This window comes from Paraglaciecola arctica (assembly GCF_018861065.1).
GTDB classification, from domain to species: domain Bacteria; phylum Pseudomonadota; class Gammaproteobacteria; order Enterobacterales; family Alteromonadaceae; genus Paraglaciecola; species Paraglaciecola arctica_B.
Window position 1 is genome coordinate 41,135 of record NZ_JAHKQO010000031.1, and the last position, 17,651, is coordinate 58,785.

The window sequence follows — 17,651 nt, forward strand, 5'->3', positions numbered from 1 at the left end:
CTGATTATAGGTAAACAAAGCGAGTTCACAATTCCACTTTTTGATAATAACCCTTATAATAGTTGGGTTTTATTCCTGCTTATGTAATTAATGTTTATTTTTACAAATGATGCTTAGTTGCTAATAAATTAAGTAGTCAGTCGCAAAATTTCACCCTGCTAATTACCCTACTATTAGCACGTTATAACCCTTGGGAGTTGTATATGAGTTTGTTTTTAGAATACCTTGAAGAAATCGAAAATCGTAAAAAAGATCTAGGATTGGCACCCAAGCCAATTGATAGTGCTGAATTATTAGCTGAGATTATCGAGCAAATAAAAGACTCGGCCCATGAGCACAGAGACGTATCGCTTAATTTCTTCATCTATAACACCTTGCCAGGAACCACTAGTGCGGCAAGTGAAAAGGCAAAATTCTTAAAAGAAATTATCCTTGGCGAAACCGTTGTCGCTGAAATCTCAGTTGAATTTGCCTTTGAATTGTTATCTCACATGAAAGGCGGCCCTTCTATCGAAGTGTTACTCGACCTTGCATTAGGTGACGACACCGCGTTAGCTGCTAAAGCTGCAGATGTATTAAAAACACAGGTATTTTTATACGACGCTGATACAGCTCGCCTTGAAGCTGCTTTTAAAGCAGGCAATGGGGTAGCTAAGGATTTGTTAGAAAGTTACGCGCAAGCAGAATTTTTTACTAAGTTACCTGATGTAGCTGAAAAAATTGAAGTGGTTACTTATATAGCGGGTGAAGGTGATATTTCTACCGATTTATTATCTCCAGGTCATCAAGCTCATTCTCGTGCAGACCGTGAATTACACGGCCAATGTATGATCACTCCTGAAGCGCAACAAGAAATACAAGCATTACAAGCTAAACATCCAAACGCTAAGGTGATGTTAATCGCCGAAAAAGGCACTATGGGTGTAGGTTCATCTCGTATGTCAGGTGTGAACAACGTTGCACTTTGGGCCGGTAAACAAGCTAGTCCTTATGTACCATTCATAAACATTGCGCCTGTCGTTGCCGGTACTAATGGTATCTCTCCCATTTTCCTAACTACAGTTGATGTAACCGGTGGTATTGGTCTTGATCTTAAAAACTGGGTTAAGAAAGTCGATGCTAATGGCAAAACAGTAGTTGATGATAATGGCGATGCAGTATTAGAAGAAGCCTACTCAGTTGCGACTGGCACGATATTAACTATCGATACAAAAGCCAAAAAGTTATTTAACGGCGACAAAGAATTGGTAGATATCTCTTCTGCCTTTACCCCGCAAAAAGTTGAATTCATGAAAGCCGGTGGTTCTTACGCTGTAGTATTTGGTAAAAAATTACAAACATTTGCAGCCGAAACCTTAGGTATTGAAGCGCCAGCTGTATTTGCACTTTCAAAAGAAACCTCAATTGAAGGTCAAGGTTTAACTGCAGTTGAAAAAATATTCAATAGAAATGCGGTAGGTGTGACTTCTAAAAATGCCTTACATGCAGGTTCTGACGTGCGAGTTAAAGTGAACATTGTGGGTTCACAAGACACCACTGGCCCTATGACTTGCCAAGAACTCGAAGCCATGGCTGCGTCAACTATTTCTCCCATTGTTGATGGTGCTTATCAATCAGGTTGTCACACCGCTTCAGTGTGGGATAGCAAGGCAAAAGCTAACATTCCTAAACTGATGAGTTTTATGAACGCATTTGGCCTTATCACTGCACGTGATCCTAAGGGCGTTTATCCTGCAATGACTGACGTTATTCATAAAGTATTGAATGATATTACAGTGGACGACCGCGCGATTATCATAGGTGGTGACTCTCATACTCGTATGTCTAAAGGTGTCGCATTTGGTGCTGACTCTGGCACAGTAGCCTTAGCACTAGCGACTGGTGAAGCTGCCATGCCAATCCCTGAGTCTGTAAAAGTCACCTTTAAAGGTAAAATGAAAGGCTACATGGATTTTCGTGATGTGGTGCATTCAACCCAAGCGCAAATGCTTAAACAATTTGGTGGCGAAAACGTGTTCCAAGGTCGCGTAATCGAAGTGCACATTGGTACTTTGTTAGCCGACCAAGCATTCACCTTTACTGACTGGTCAGCAGAGATGAAAGCCAAAGCGTCTATCTGTATTTCTGAAGATGAAACCTTAATTGGTTCCTTAGAAATCGCTAAGAGCCGTATCCAAATCATGATCGATAAAGGTATGGAAAACCCAGCGAAAACGCTACAAGGCCTTATCGATATTGCTAATAAGCGTATTGAAGAAATTAAGTCAGGTTCAGCTCCAGCACTCACTCCAGATAATAATGCTAAATATTACGCTGAAGTAGTAGTTGATTTAGACCAAATTGACGAGCCAATGATCGCCGATCCAGATGTCAATAACGACGACGTATCAAAACGTTATACCCATGACGTTATTCGCCCTGTTTCGTACTATAAAGGTAAACCTGTTGATCTAGGTTTTGTTGGTTCTTGTATGGTGCATAAAGGTGATATGCAAATCATTGCACAAATGTTCCGTAACATTGAAAAACAAAACGGCAATATTGAGTTTAAAGCACCGTTGGTTGTTGCTCCACCTACATACAATATTGTTGATGAGCTTAAAGCAGAAGGTGACTGGGAAATTCTACAGAAGTACTCAGGTTTCGAATTTAACGATGCCTCCCCTAAAGATGCAGCTCGTACTAAATACGACAACATCATGTATTTAGAGCGCCCAGGTTGTAACTTGTGTATGGGTAACCAAGAAAAAGCCGAACCAGGTGATACTGTTATCGCTACTTCAACTCGTTTGTTCCAAGGTCGTGTAGTGGCAGATAGCGCGGAGAAAAAAGGTGAGTCATTGCTAGGCTCTACGCCGTTAGTTGTGCTTTCTACTATGTTGGGACGTTTCCCTACAATGGACGAATATACCGCAGCGGTTGAAGGTATTAACCTGACTGATTTTGCTCCACCGACACATGCATTAACGTCAGCACCTGCGGTTGCAGTGAGAATTGCTGATCCTGTTTAGGAAATACATTTCGTAAACCGAAAATCATCAGGGTTACTGTTTTAGCTAATTGAGAATTTATCCTCAATTAGCTAAAACACTCAGGTAACCCTTTTTTCAGTAACAAGATTACCGCTCAACATTTCCCTCTTACTTTTACACTAGCTTAATTCCCAATTAAGCAGATATTGATCGAACGCAATCTCAAGGCGTGTCTAATTTCACTTTGTAGCAATAACCCTTATACTTGTGCGGTTACTTTCCCATACTCCACTATAAGTCGTTGTTTTAGGAGTTAACTTAGAGGACAAAATTGTGCTAGAAGCTTATCGTAAACACGTTGCAGAACGTGCCGCAGAAAATATTCCACCTAAACCACTTAATGCAGAACAAGTCGCCGGCTTAGTTGAGTTGTTGAAAGCGCCGCCTACTGGCGAAGAAGAAACACTATTAGAGTTATTGTCTGAACGGGTGCCTCCCGGAGTAGATGAGGCCGCTTACGTCAAAGCAGGATTTCTGACCGCAATTATTGAAGATGAGGCCTCTTCACCTCTGATTTCCAAAGATGCCGCCATTCAATTATTAGGCAATATGCACGGTGGTTATAACATCGTCACTTTGGTTGCGGCCCTTGATGATCCAGACTTAGCAGAATTAGCCGCCGAAGAATTGAAACATACTTTGTTAATGTTTGATGCGTTTCATGATGTTGAAGAGAAGTCCAAAGCCGGTAACGCTTTCGCAAAAGACATAATAGAGTCTTGGGCTGATGCAGAGTGGTTTACGTCGCGCCCGGAAATGCCTGAAAAAATCACCGCGACTGTGTTTAAAGTTACGGGTGAAACCAATACCGACGACCTGTCTCCGGCTCCAGACGCATGGTCACGCCCAGATATTCCGCTACATGCGCGAGCCGCATTTAAAATGACCCGCGATGGACTTGAGCCTGAAAAACATGGTGAAGTAGGACCCTTAAAACAAATTGAAGACATGAAAGCCAAAGGTTATCCGGTGGCTTTTGTGGGTGACGTAGTCGGTACGGGCTCGTCTCGTAAGTCCGCCACCAACTCGGTGTTGTGGTTTTTTGGTGAAGATTTGCCTGGCGTGCCTAACAAACGCGGCGGTGGCATCTGTATTGGCAGTAAAGTGGCCCCAATCTTTTACAATACAATGGAAGATGCGGGAGCTTTAGTATTTGAAGCCAATGTTGAAAAAATGAACATGGGTGATGTGATTGATATCTTGCCACTTGAAGGTAAAATTACCGACTCCACAACAGGTGAAGTATTGGCTGAATATCAATACAAGTCAGAGGTTTTGTTAGATGAAGTTCGCGCAGGTGGTCGAATAAACCTCATTATAGGACGTGGTTTAACTGATAAAGCGCGGGAGTCTTTAGGACTTGGCCCTTCCGAATTGTTCCGTAAACCTGAGCAACCCGCTGATACTGGAAAAGGATATACCTTAGCTCAGAAAATGGTTGGGCGTGCATGTGGTGTCCAAGGTATTCGCCCTGGTACTTATTGCGAGCCTAAAATGACCACAGTTGGTTCACAAGATACCACTGGCCCTATGACCCGCGACGAGCTAAAAGACTTAGCCTGTTTAGGGTTTACGGCCGATTTAACTATGCAGTCTTTCTGTCATACCGCTGCCTATCCAAAGCCGATTGATATCGAAACTCAGCATACCTTGCCAGATTTTATTATGAACCGTGGCGGTGTTTCATTACGTGCTGGCGACGGTATTATTCACTCATGGTTAAATCGCATGTTGTTACCGGATACGGTAGGCACAGGTGGAGATTCTCATACCCGTTTTCCACTAGGAATTTCGTTTCCTGCAGGCTCGGGTTTAGTGGCGTTTGCCGCCGCCACAGGTGTGATGCCGCTGGATATGCCTGAGTCAATATTGGTGCGCTTTAAAGGTGAAATGCAGCCAGGCATCACCTTACGTGATTTAGTCCATGCCATACCTTTATACGGGATTAAGCAAGGCTTATTAACTGTTGCTAAAAAAGGCAAAGTGAATGCATTCTCGGGGCGAATTTTAGAAATCGAGGGGTTGAGTAACTTAACGGTAGAGCAGGCGTTTGAATTATCTGATGCGTCAGCCGAGCGTTCGGCTGCGGGTTGTACTATCAAACTTTCACAAGAGTCTATCGCCGAGTACCTTAACTCTAACATCACTATGTTACGTTGGATGATCAATGAAGGTTACGGTGATGCACGTACTATAGAGCGTCGTGCGCGTAAGATGGAAGAGTGGTTGGCTAAACCTGAGTTGATGCAAGCCGACGCCGACGCTGAATATGTCGAAACCATTGAAATCGATTTAGCAGAAATTAAAGAGCCAATTTTATGTTGTCCTAACGATCCAGATGACGCTAAGACTTTATCTGACGTTGCTGGTAACAATATTGATGAAGTCTTTATTGGTTCATGTATGACAAACATTGGTCATTTCCGAGCGGCGGGTAAACTGTTGCAACAATTTGAAGGTACCTTACCCACACGATTATGGATGTCGCCTCCTACTAAAATGGATCAGGCACAGTTAACCGAAGAAGGTTACTACGATATTTACGCCAAATCTGGGGTGCGTCTTGAAATGTCCGGTTGTTCACTTTGCATGGGGAATCAGGCAAGGGTTGAGCCTAATTCAACTGTGTTATCTACATCTACACGTAACTTCCCGAATCGATTAGGTGATGGTGCAAATGTATATTTGTGTTCAGCTGAACTGGCGGCAGTAGGAGCTATTATGGGAAAAATACCTTCTACTGACGAGTATATGTCTTATGCTAGCAAAATTGAGTCAATGTCGGCTGAGGTCTTTAGGTACTTAAACTTCGACCGTATGGATGCGTTCCAAAAAGCGTCAGACGCCGCTAAGGCGAATATTATTCCTACTCTAAATATTGCCTAGTGAGTTAGTCGGTATAGAAAGCCGGTATTGCCCTTTGTGGTGTACCGGTTTTTTTATAGGTTGAGTGTTTTGCGTCTGAACTTTTCGTAGATTTACCATTCAGATGATTAACTATTTGGACGAGGAAAAATAATGCAACTTCTTTTAAAAAGCCTATTAATGATGACAGTAGTAACCATTTTTGCGGGCTGTACCAAAAATCACGTGAGACAATTTGTAGGTGGGGCCGTTGCTCATGGTGCAGATACTGAAGTTAAATATAGCGCAATTGAATGTAAAACTTTGCAACAGCGATGTGTGCAAGGTGACTTTCAGGAATGGGAAACCAGCAATAAAGATATGGGCTGTTCTTGTAAAAAGCTGTAATCTAGCACTCACTTTATTTTTGTTCAGACTTTTCTATGCGTAATCTTTTTTATTCCTTAGTACTGTTTATTTCTTTTCCCGTGTTTGCCGTTGCAGATGCTAACAGTGATGTTGACTTTTTTAGCGAAATTAGCCTGAAAATCAAGGGAAATGTCTACACTTTAGAGTATGCACGAACATTCGAACAGCGAGCCCAAGGATTAATGCATCGTTCCTCTTTATGTGAAAATTGCGGAATGTTGTTTCAGTTTGATGAGTCTAGAATGGCGGGCTTCTGGATGAAAAATACTCTTATTCCTTTAGATATCGCTTTTGTTCGGGCCGATGGAATGATTACGGATATTAAGTCAATGACCCCCCATGATTTGAAAACCACAAGGTCATCACAGCGGGTGCAATATGCGTGGGAAATGAATCAAGGATGGTTTGCAGAAAACGGTATCCGGGTAGGGGATACCGTTATGATCCCTGCTAAATAAACGCCTTAACTTATAGTTTGGGGGTTAATCTAGCTTGGGTAAGTTGTTCAAATTCATACGCCGCTTGCACCAGTACCGCTTCTGATAATTTGGCACCCACAAAACTAATGTTGACTGGCATATGTTTAACTCTACCCATAGGCACAGTGATATGCGGGTAACCACTGACAGCCGAAGCTGAACCTGCCGACCCCATATAATTGTCGCCATTAATATGGTCTATTTTCCAACCAGGTGCAGTGGTTGGGGCAATCAGAAAGTCCACATCATGTTTAGCTAAAGTCGCATCAATACCTTGCACACCAGTAAGTAGTTTACTGTTGGCAAGCGCATCTAAATATTGTTTTTCGTTCAGGTTAGGGGCGGCTTGTGCTGCGATGAATATTTCTTGGGAAAATACAGGCATAGTGCGCGGTGAAAATTCGATGTTTTTGGCAATGGCGTCTTCAAGGCTTTTTAATGGTGCCTTAGATTGCGTCAAATACTGATTAAGATCCGCTTTAAATTCTGCTAACAAAACTGTGTATTCATCCTCGCCCCATTTGCCTTTGGTTTCGATATTGGCATTGTCAACTATGATGGCGCCGGCTTTTTCAAATACCACTAACTGTTGGTCAAATACCTGATCTAACTCTGGGTGATAACCCATCATATTGCGCATCACGCCAATTCGTTTACCTTTGAGTTCACCTAATTTTAGGTACTGGCTCAAACTAATTGGTGACAAAGCGGCTTTATCCATGGGGTCTTTACCCATCATGGCTTCTAACATAATAACTGAATCGGTTACTGTACGAGTCATGGGACCGGCAGTATCTTGAGAATGGGCAATAGGAATAATTCCGCTACGACTTAACAAACCTAAAGTTGGTTTAATACCCACAATACCGTTTACGGCAGCGGGACAGGTGACAGAACCATCGGTTTCGGTTCCTACGGCCAACAAAGCAAAATCGGCAGCAATGGCCGCGCCAGAGCCTGCGCTAGATCCACAGGGAGAACGAGTGGGATCGTGTGGATTTAGCGTTTGCCCATGTAAACTACTCCACCCACTCGATGACTTTGATGAACGAAAGTTGGCCCATTCCGACAAATTCGCTTTGCCTAAAATCAGTGCGTCTTCTGCAATTAATCGCGCTACCACAAAAGCATCTTGTTTGGGGTGATGTTCACGCATTAACCAAGAGCCCGCACTATTGACCATACCATTGGCATCGATATTGTCCTTTAACAATACTATGGCACCAAACAAGTTACCCAGAGGTTGTTGAGTGTCTAGTTTGTTTTGCAAAATGGATATTTGTTGCTTGAGGGCAGGGTTAATCTGAGCCACAGAATTGATTTTGTTGCCATTGGTGTCGTATTTGTCAATGCGACCCAGATAGTAGTCAACTAACTGGGCTAAAGTGGCGTCGCCACTTTTCAACAGCATTTGAGTTTTGGCTAATGTTAAGTTAGAAAAATCTGCCTTATCGGCAGAATAAATTGAAGGCGCGACACACCAAAGGGATACCGCGAGTAGTAAAGACAAATAACAACGCATTGCAAGTACTCAGTGAATTAACTAAAGGGTTATATTGCCGAAAGTACTCACAAATAGGTAGTCTTGATAGCGCTGTTTTCTGAAGATCACCCAAATAGCTGAGATAACTCGAATATACTATTCCAAAAAAGCTGTTACATACCCTGATTTTTACTTTTTAATTATAAGTGAAAACTGTTATTTTGTGAGCAACAAGAATGAGTTTAACGAGTGAAAAACCAGTGAGTAACAGCGTGATCAATAACCTGAATGTAGCCAAGTTTGGTGGTACTAGCGTGGCAAATTTTGCAGCTATGCAAAACTGCGCGAAAATCATTCAAAACAACCCGAATACAAAAGTAGTAGTGGTTAGTGCCTCGGCCGGTGTCACCAATTTGTTGGTGGACATTGCGCATACTGCTATGTCTAAAGAACAAATAAAACAAAAACTCACCGAAATCGAAAATATTCAACAGGCTATTTTGCACGCCCTTGAAACCGTTGAAGAAGTTGCGCCAAAATTACAACAGTTATTAGACTCGTTATCTGATTTAGCTTTACATGAAGAAATAATCCATCGCGCTGATTTAAAAGATGCATTGTTATCCCACGGCGAAAGAATGTCGTCACTGTTGTTCACAGCTGTTTTGAACCAATTACAGGTAAAGGCAGAAAACTTTGATGTACGTAACGTACTGAAAACCGACAGTGAATTTGGACAAGCCGTACCAGACCTAGAGCAAATCGCTACTGCCGCTAAACAATTAATGTTGCCTACATTAGTGGATACAGTGTTAGTTACCCAAGGTTTTGTGGGTAGCGACCAGCAAGGCAATACAACTACCCTTGGTCGCGGAGGTTCAGATTTTACTGCCGCTCTTTTAGCTGAAGGCCTAGGCGCACAAACCTGTGAAATATGGACAGATGTGATTGGGGTATACACCACTGATCCTAGGATCACCGCTGCGGCGCGTCCTCTTCCAGAATTAAGCTTTGAAGAAGCCGCAGAAATGGCCACTTTTGGCGCCAAGGTTTTACACCCAGCAACAATGGAGCCGGCGCTTAGACAAGACATCAAAGTGTTTGTGGGTTCCAGTCGCGAGCCAGAAAAAGGTGGCACATGGATAGTGCGTGATTGTGCAGTTGAACCATCATACCGCGCGATTACTCGCCGCAAAGAACAAGTGATGGTAACCGTTAAAACCCCAAAAATGATGTATGCTCAGGGGTTCTTACAAAAAGTGTTTACCATTATTGCTGAACATAAACTCAGTGTTGATTTAATCACTACATCCGAAATATCAGTAGCTTTTACTCTAGACAATCCTGCTAACTCTGTGTTGAAACGACTAAATCAAGAAACCATAGAAGAACTCGCAGAATTTTGTGATGTGCTAGTAGAAGAAAACTACGATTTGGTTACTGTGGTGGGCAATAATATGCACAGTGGCGCCGGGGTTTCTAGCAAAATATTTGCTGCCGTTGCCGACTACAACTTACGTATGATTTGTTATGGAGCCAACCCTCATAACTTGTCCTTGTTGGTCAGTGATGCTGACAGTAAAGATGTTGTATGTGCGTTGCATAAGGCTTTATTTGAGTAGGTTGCTAGTCACTCTATCTAAAGGTATTTGCTAGTCGTTTGGCAATCCCATCGGTTGCAACTGTTGATGAGATTCACTCCTTATAACTTTGAACGAGAAAACTGTCTACGCCACTCAATGGCAAGCGCCGTACACAGCAAGAAACATTGATGTAAACTATACTCGATAAACTGATTTAAAATTTTGTTGGCGGGTGCAGGAGTTGTTTTTTTCGATTGTATTATTAATCAGCGTTGAGAATTAACGTGATTTTGAATTGTTAATGCCATGACGTGAAATATAAAATCGTAAGTTTTATTCTAAAAAGCACTTATTAAAGATAAGTGCTTTTTACTAACATTTAAGAAGTACGCGGTTTACTTTTTATCTAAAGCGGCGAGTACCCATACCAACAAGAGCTAGGGCAAAAAATGCCAATGTCGATGGTTCTGGCACCGGCACCCCAACTCTATTACTTGTGATGCTTGTCATTTGTTGTAACTGAGTCATTCTCGCCGTAAATACCCAACTTTCATCTGCCTGACCCCAGGTAGCAATATCACTTGCAAGAGCTTCTGGAGTGTTAATACCGTTTGCTCCCCAATAGGCCATACCTGCTGTGCCAATGACACCACCATTTATTTCGATCCAAGAACTTGGAGTAAGCCAACTACTACCATAGTATGTTTGATAAAAATCATCGTAAACGCCATCCCAAGTGTTTTCTAGTCTCACCTCGAATCCGTACCCTTCTAATGCGGAAATAGTTGTTTGTGGGATCCAGTAAATCCAAGTTAGTCTAGATCCCAAGTCACCAAAACTGTATACAACTTCATCTTCAATTGTGAATCCAGTGGTACCAATGTTATTTGGATCTGAGCTACTATTCATATTGATAAATGTATTATTACTAATACTAGCAAAAGCATCACTTTCCCATTGTGCATAATTAGGTGAACCATATTTATTTGGAGCTGCATCAACATAAAGATGAATGTTCGTTCCAATGGTAATTGCCTTTGATGTGAATGAAATTGTACATAAAGTTAATGCTATTATGGGTAATATTGAGGTTATAAGATTTGATTTCATTATAATTTTCCTTATTTATATTATTAGAATTCAATATTTAATTTTTACAACTAAACTCAAACAAAAGTTAAAGCTAATAATATGCCATTATTTTTAATTTTAATAAGTTCAATATGTTACGTAGTTAGGATAAACAAATAAGTATAATCAATGTAAAAATTGTTGACAAATGGGGTGTTGTTTTTAACGGTTTGTTTACAGGTTGCGCGGGGAAGGAGAGGACCAAAAGATATACGAAATATTTACCAAGCCACCATTATAAAATATTTAGTTAAACAGCGCTTATATTTCCATTCTTATTATGGCTGTCTTCATAAAAACGGGAATGGTGGGTAGTTTTTCTGATTTAGTCGGGTTCTCCGGTGCCGACGAAACCGTACATGCGTGAAATTAAGTCGTTGTGTTTTTCAATGAAATATTGACCGTGTTGGACGGTTTTCGAACCATCTGGTCCTAAGCCACTAAAGGCAACGGTGGTGCGTGTCATTTCACCTATGGTATCGCTCTTTACTACATTCGCTGACCAACCTGGGGCATTTGCGCTAAATATGCCTACATATTCGCTCAACGCGTCTATACCCACTAATGTATTTGGCGTGCGAGGATCCTTGTACTGTATATCTTCTGCCGAAGATTGGGTTATTTTTTCAAGACGTTTTTTGGCATCTTCGATTTGCCATGCTTCAAAAAATATAGAGATTGGGTCTGACATATTTACATCCAATTTGAGTTGCGTGTATCTGGAGTTTAGAACGTTAATCATCATGTAAAAATGAGTGTATCTTAGTTTTGTTGCTGGTGGTAATTTAGTCGAGTCATAGTAAAAAAGCTCATGTGAATAAGCGCGCCTGAACAAACTCAAACAAGCTTGTGTTGATAGTCGCAGCGTCGTTCTAATGATGCAAAGTGTTTAATGATGCAAAGTGTTTAATGAGGCAAGATGTCTAAAATATACTTATTTGATTGGGGCGATACCTTGATGGTTGATTTCCCCGAGCAACACGGAAAAATGTGTAGTTGGCCTAAGGTTCAAGCTGTAGAAGGAGCCTTAGCTACACTTAAAGCATTATCGAAAGAGCATCTAATTTATGTCGCTACCAACGCCGCGGACTCTTGTGAACAAGATATTCAACTTGCACTTGAACGAGTAGGGCTATCTCCCTTTATAAATGGTTATTTCTGCAAAGCTAATTTAGGCATAGGCAAGGGCACACCTGAGTTCTTCCATAAAATAACGGAGCGTCTAGGTGTCAAACCCCAATCCATTATTATGGTTGGTGATAGCTACGATAAAGATATTGAACCAGCATTCTCCGCCGGTATTCAAGCCATTTGGTTTAACCCTTCGATAACCAATAGCGATGTTACAAAAGACATAAAACAAATTCATCATTTGTCTGGGCTTTACACATAAAGCTAGGTTTTTGAGCATTGAAATTGGTCCCCGTTAGCTTGCTAGTTGTGGCGATTTTTGAACAATAACATCGAACACACTCGATAATTAATTTTCAAGCTCTCGAAATTTTTCCCTTAGATTACCATCCCAAGCCATAGTAGTATTGAGTCCATAGCGAAACGTCTCGCTACTTTAATAATCATGAAAGGATGATTTAATGAATAAGAAAACCTTAACCGGGTTCATTGTAATTTGTTATAGCCTGATTTTTGCTACATTTGCGCAAGCTGCCGATACTAAAGATGCAGATAAAAGAGCTGAATATATTCGTTCACATTACGCTAAATATGAATATCAAATTCCAATGCGTGATGGAGTGAAATTATTCACTTCGGTTTATATTCCTTACGACAAATCCACTCAATATCCCATGATGATGCAACGTACGCCTTATCGTGTTGCCCCTTATGGCGTCGATAAATATAAAACTAGATTAGGGCCAAGTGAAATATTCGAAAAAGAAGGCTTTATCTTTGTTTTTCAAGACGTACGAGGCAAATTTATGTCTGAAGGAGAGTACGTCAATATGCGCCCTCAAGACGCCCACGACAGAGGGGGCAATGCCACTGATGATGCCACAGACACTTATGACACTATTGACTGGTTGGTGAAACATGTGCCAAACAATAACGGCAAAGTGGGAATGTGGGGCACGTCTTACCCTGGGTATTATACTTCTGTTGCGGCGATTAATAGCCATAAAGCGTTAAAAGCTATTTCACCTCAAGCTCCGATCGCGAACTGGTTTTATGATGATTTTCATCGCAATGGCGCATTTTCTACTCCAATGGCGTTTATTTTCTTCGATACTTTTGACAAACAGCGTGAAGGGCAATTTGCCTATTGGCCAAAAGGAATGGATTCAATCACCCCTGACGGTTATGAATTTTTCCGAAATCTAGGTCCATTAAGTAATGTCAATAAAAACTACTTTAAAGGTGAACGACCTTTTTGGAACGAATTAACTGAGCACCCTAATTATGATGAGTATTGGCAAGCGCGAAATGTATTACCCCATCTTGATAATGTGAAACCCGCTACATTAGTAGTAGGTGGTTGGTATGACACTGAAGATCTCTATGGACCTTTGGCCACTTATCAAAGCATGTCAAAAGCGAATAAAAAGGATAACGTCCACCTTATTATGGGGCCTTGGTATCACGGTCAATGGAATGCCAAAGACGGTAGCAAAATGGGGGAAGCAGAGTTTGGCTTTAATACCAGTGAATGGTTCCAAGAACGTATTCTATTGCCGTTTTTTAAACAAAACCTAAAAGATGCTAAAAAGGACAAAGACACTAAAGCTGAGTCTTTGGCGCAAGCCACAATGTTCGAAACGGGTGCTAATCGCTGGAGAGAGTTCGATACCTGGCCTCCGAAACAAGGCAAAGATGTAGTGCTGTATATGGGCGCAAACGAAAAACTGCTTGCGAACAAAGAGTCTAAAGGTGGTTCAAGTGACTATATAAGTGATCCAAATAAACCCGTTCCTCACTCAGATAAAGTGAGTCGCGGTTGGGATCGTCCTTATATGGCAGAAGACCAACGCTTTACTGCTAGACGAACTGATGTATTAGTTTTTAATGGTGAAGTAGCCACAGAAGACCAAACCATAGCCGGTGCCATTGATATTAACCTTTGGGTATCCACGGACCAAAGTGCCGGTGACTTTGTGGTGAAACTGGTAGATGTATTTCCAGGTATGGATGAAACTTCTAATAAAGTTGACAAAAAAACCGGCAACCGTCATGAGTTAGTCCGCTGGGGCATTATTCGAGGACGCTTCAGAAACAGCATGAGTACGCCTGAGCCATTTGAACCCAATAAACCAACCTTGGTTAAGTTTGAATTGTACGACGTGTTACATACCATCAAACGAGGGCATAAGTTACAAATTCAGGTTCAAAGCAGTATGTTTCCATTTATGGACATGAACCCTCAAAAATATGTCGATAATATCTTCAATGCTACAGAAGAAGATTACGTGAAGGCGCAACATAAGTTGTACCACAGCGAACAATATCCAAGTTCGATATCGTTTAAAGTGATAGACCAGTAGGCATAGTCACTATCGATATAACATAAAAACAAAAAACGCCTGAAAAGGCGTTTTTTGTATTAAGGGCTAGAGCAGAATCAAATTTAATCTAGGCTCTGCTTAAAAACAGACAAATCGTCCATTCTTTTTCATTTGTAAATATTCAAACTCTCTAATGTTCAATTATTCTATTAAGAGTGATGGAGAAACAACCCCAACACTCAACTAGGTAAGAGGTCAACTAGTCAAATAGCCCAAATTAACCTTAGTGACTTCTAGCGGGGTTTAATAATACTGGCTCACCAAACCCAAGCGTTTTCATCCGAGCTAATTGTGTATTGGCATCACCAACAAACAACCACACCATTTGATTGGGTAGCAAATACTTGTTAGCCAGCGCTTTGATATCTTTTACTTTGATGTTGTTGACTGTTTTTTCTCGTTGTTTAACGTAATCCTGTGGCCAGTTGTATTTGCTGATGTTGTCTAATAATCCTAATTTCGCATTAGCTGTTTCGAATGCTCTGGCGTTGCTTTTTATTAAAAAACTTTTACTGGTGGCTAGGTCTTGCTGTGAGTAATTTTTACCGTAGTTCTCAAGTATTGTTTTGATTAACTGCGCAGACTCTAACGTAACGTTTGAACGTACTTGGCTAAATATTCTAAAAGTGCCTGGATCTTTGGTGCCAGAGAAACCAGAGAAAATCCCATAGGTATAACCTTTGCCTTCTCGTAACTCTTGTGTGAGTTGCGAGGCAAAACTGCCGCCGCCAAGAATGTAATTCATAATAGTAGCGGGGTAGTAGTCTTTGTTTGTCGCTGCCAATGCTGGATAGCCAATGTTTACTACGGTTTGTTTAGCGCCAGGTACATCATAAAAATATACTTTAGATTCTGTAGGGCGATTCGCTGTGGCAAGTTTTGGTATGGTGACGTTAGTCGCGGGCCACTTGGCTTTTAATGTCGACATAGATGCTAACACCGCTTTTTTATCAATTGCCCCTACTACATGAATTCTAGTTAAATTAGGTGATAAATTGTTGCGGTAAAAATCTTGGATATCCTCTAAAGAAATTGCCTCGACTGAACTTTTGTTCCCCAAGATGTTTTTTGCACGGATGTTATTTTCGCCATAGATCAATTCGTTAAAGGTATTGTTTGCAATGCTTCTAGGATCCGCTTGTTGCTGGCGAATTTGCGATAATGTTTGTTGCTTAATTAAGGTAAATTCTTTTTTATCCCAACGTGGCTCTAATAGGATTTCTGTCACTAAATCCATGGTTTGTTCATAATTTTTGGCTAAGGTATTAACCCTAATGCGAATGTCTTCCTTATTGGCAGATACTGAGATGGATGCACCTAGCAGTTTAATGGCATTTTCCAGGGCTTCTGGAGACTTATTTTTGGTACCACTTGTCAACATCTGAGCAAGTATGTTTGCCATGCCCACTTTGTTTATTGGCTCGAATAATTGCCCGCCGTCTATTACCAATTCAACGTCAACTAAAGGTACTTCATGTACTTCAATGCCAAGTACTTGGATCTTATCAAGTTGTGCTTGCCATATATTTGGCACAATTGCTTCGGCTGACTGCCCATATTTGGGCTCTTTTGAACGGTCAAACGTTGAAGGCGTTTTACTGTAAGAGGCCACTACATTTGGGTCGACCTGTTTTTCTGCCCCCTGAACCACTTGTTCTTCTGTTACTTTAGCTTTAGTAGAGCCTTGCACTGCAAGTTCTAGCTTGCCTTTAGGAACAAAGCTGGTGACTACATAATGCTTGTTTTTGATGTACTGGTTGTAGACCCGTTTTACATCGTCAGTGGTGACACTGAGAATAGCTTCAATTTCTTTGGCAGCATAGCCAGGATCGCCAGTGTAAATGTTGTAGTAAGCTAACTGCGCGCCTTTACCTAACACACTCGATAGCTGATTATAAAAATCAGTTTCTTGAGTGGCGAGAATACGTTGCAAATCTTGCTCAGAAATCCCGTCTTTTTCGAATTGTTTAAAAGCTTGACCAATGCCGCTGTTGACTTGGTCTAAATCAATATCACCATAAGCTCTGGCAATTAAATACGCTTGACCGGCTAGTTCACTGGTTTGATGATAAATATCGGCGCTTGGCACTAGCTGTTTGTCTTCAACTAACACTTTATAAAGAGGTGCAGATTTGCCATTCGCGAGGTATTCAAATAATACGTTTAATGCATAGGAGTCAGGGTGGTACTGTTCTACGGTAGGATAAGTGCGGGTAATTTGTGGCTGATTGGCAAAGTTATCTTCATGGTAACGTTTTTTAGTCTCTGTTAACTTTGCAGCGCGTTTTTTAAGTGGTGTGATTTTTTCACCCGCTTTGATTTCAGAAAAATATTTTTCTACCCACTGTTTTGCCTGCACAGGGTCAAAGTCACCAGCCAGCGTTAATGTTACGTTATTAGGCACATACCAACGTTTAAAGAATTGTTTAACATCATCCAAAGTGGCGGCTTGTAAATCTGCTAAAGAGCCTATGACTTGCCAATTATAAGGGTGATCTTGTGGATAAAGATTTTGGTCGATGACATACCAGTTGTGGCCATATGGGGCGTTATCACTGCTTTGGCGTTTTTCGTTTTTGACGACTTGTTTCTCTTTTTCTAAAACGGGCACTGTAACTGTATTAATAAACCAACCGAGCTTATCAGCTTCCGCCCAAATCATTTTTTCTAGGGCATCTTTTGGTATGGTTTGTAAATAATTGGTTCGGTCTCTCGAGGTGGAACCGTTAGCCCCAGAGCCGCCAATTCTCGCTGATAGTTTATCTAAGCCGCCTTTACCTAAGTTTTCTGATTCTAAAAACAACAAGTGTTCAAATAAGTGAGCAAAACCAGTGCGACCTGCTACTTCGCGAGCCGATCCTACGTGGGCAGTTAGGTTCACTGCTACAACCGGATCAGAACGGTCAATGTGAAATACCACTTCTAGGCCATTGTCCAAAACAAACTTCTGGTAATTGACCTCAAATTTCGGATTTTTAGCAGGTTCTTGTGCCGATATGCTGTGAAATGTAGTAAAAGTGCTAGTCAATAACACTAGGTAACAGAGTGCTTTTTTCATTTTGAGCCGTTATTAAGTGGAAGGAAATTAACCTTCAGATAATTGCATACTTAGGTAAGGACTAAAAGCTTTGGGGTGTTTATTGACTTCATTATAT

The 17,651-nt window shown here is 41.2% G+C and carries 11 protein-coding genes; 7 read left to right on the top strand and 4 right to left on the bottom strand.

Going from position 1 to position 17,651, the window contains the following annotated elements; translation table 11 throughout:
- The first annotated feature begins 203 nt into the window (after window positions 1-203).
- From KO534_RS11490 to KO534_RS11505, 4 genes are all read left to right on the top strand, one after another.
- Window positions 204-3,011: a bifunctional aconitate hydratase 2/2-methylisocitrate dehydratase gene (locus KO534_RS11490; protein WP_215929800.1), complete on the top strand. Its 2,808-nt coding sequence runs from the start codon at window positions 204-206 to the stop codon at window positions 3,009-3,011.
- A 294-nt stretch (window positions 3,012-3,305) separates the two neighbouring features.
- Entirely contained in the window at window positions 3,306-5,918 is a 2,613-nt protein-coding gene (gene acnB, locus KO534_RS11495) for a bifunctional aconitate hydratase 2/2-methylisocitrate dehydratase (RefSeq protein ID WP_215929801.1), read from the top strand.
- Window positions 5,919-6,050: 132 nt separating this feature from the next.
- Entirely contained in the window at window positions 6,051-6,284 is a 234-nt protein-coding gene (locus KO534_RS11500) for a hypothetical protein (RefSeq protein WP_215929802.1), read from the top strand.
- Between the two features lie 35 nt (window positions 6,285-6,319).
- On the top strand, window positions 6,320-6,763 hold the full coding sequence (locus KO534_RS11505; RefSeq protein ID WP_215929803.1) for a DUF192 domain-containing protein: 444 nt from the start codon (window positions 6,320-6,322) through the stop codon (window positions 6,761-6,763).
- A 10-nt stretch (window positions 6,764-6,773) separates the two neighbouring features.
- Here the strand turns inward: KO534_RS11505 and KO534_RS11510 are convergent, their stop codons facing one another.
- Complete coding sequence (locus KO534_RS11510) at window positions 6,774-8,306, bottom strand: amidase (protein WP_215929804.1); 1,533 nt, start codon at window positions 8,304-8,306, stop codon at window positions 6,774-6,776.
- A gap of 197 nt (window positions 8,307-8,503) precedes the next feature.
- On the opposite strand from KO534_RS11510, the gene lysC reads away from it, so the two are divergent.
- The gene (gene lysC, locus KO534_RS11515; RefSeq protein WP_252732100.1) at window positions 8,504-9,889 is read left to right on the top strand and encodes a lysine-sensitive aspartokinase 3; all 1,386 of its coding nucleotides are present in this window, start codon (window positions 8,504-8,506) and stop codon (window positions 9,887-9,889) included.
- A gap of 363 nt (window positions 9,890-10,252) precedes the next feature.
- Here lysC and KO534_RS11520 read toward each other — a convergent pair whose 3' ends face one another.
- Together KO534_RS11520 and KO534_RS11525 are read right to left on the bottom strand one after the other, a co-directional pair.
- The gene (locus KO534_RS11520; protein ID WP_215929805.1) at window positions 10,253-10,960 is read right to left on the bottom strand and encodes a PEP-CTERM sorting domain-containing protein; all 708 of its coding nucleotides are present in this window, start codon (window positions 10,958-10,960) and stop codon (window positions 10,253-10,255) included.
- Between the two features lie 346 nt (window positions 10,961-11,306).
- Window positions 11,307-11,672 (bottom strand): hypothetical protein, encoded by a 366-nt coding sequence (locus KO534_RS11525; RefSeq protein WP_215929806.1) that lies wholly within the window; start codon window positions 11,670-11,672, stop codon window positions 11,307-11,309.
- Window positions 11,673-11,900: 228 nt separating this feature from the next.
- Here KO534_RS11525 and KO534_RS11530 point away from each other — a divergent pair, with 228 nt between their 5' ends.
- Entirely contained in the window at window positions 11,901-12,374 is a 474-nt protein-coding gene (locus KO534_RS11530) for an HAD family hydrolase (protein WP_215929807.1), read from the top strand.
- A 199-nt stretch (window positions 12,375-12,573) separates the two neighbouring features.
- Window positions 12,574-14,475, top strand: coding sequence for a CocE/NonD family hydrolase (locus KO534_RS11535; RefSeq protein ID WP_215929808.1), 1,902 nt, complete (start codon window positions 12,574-12,576; stop codon window positions 14,473-14,475).
- 244 nt (window positions 14,476-14,719) lie between these two features.
- Here KO534_RS11535 and KO534_RS11540 read toward each other — a convergent pair whose 3' ends face one another.
- The gene (locus tag KO534_RS11540; protein ID WP_215929809.1) at window positions 14,720-17,554 is read right to left on the bottom strand and encodes a M16 family metallopeptidase; all 2,835 of its coding nucleotides are present in this window, start codon (window positions 17,552-17,554) and stop codon (window positions 14,720-14,722) included.
- Between the last annotated feature and the right edge of the window lie 97 nt (window positions 17,555-17,651).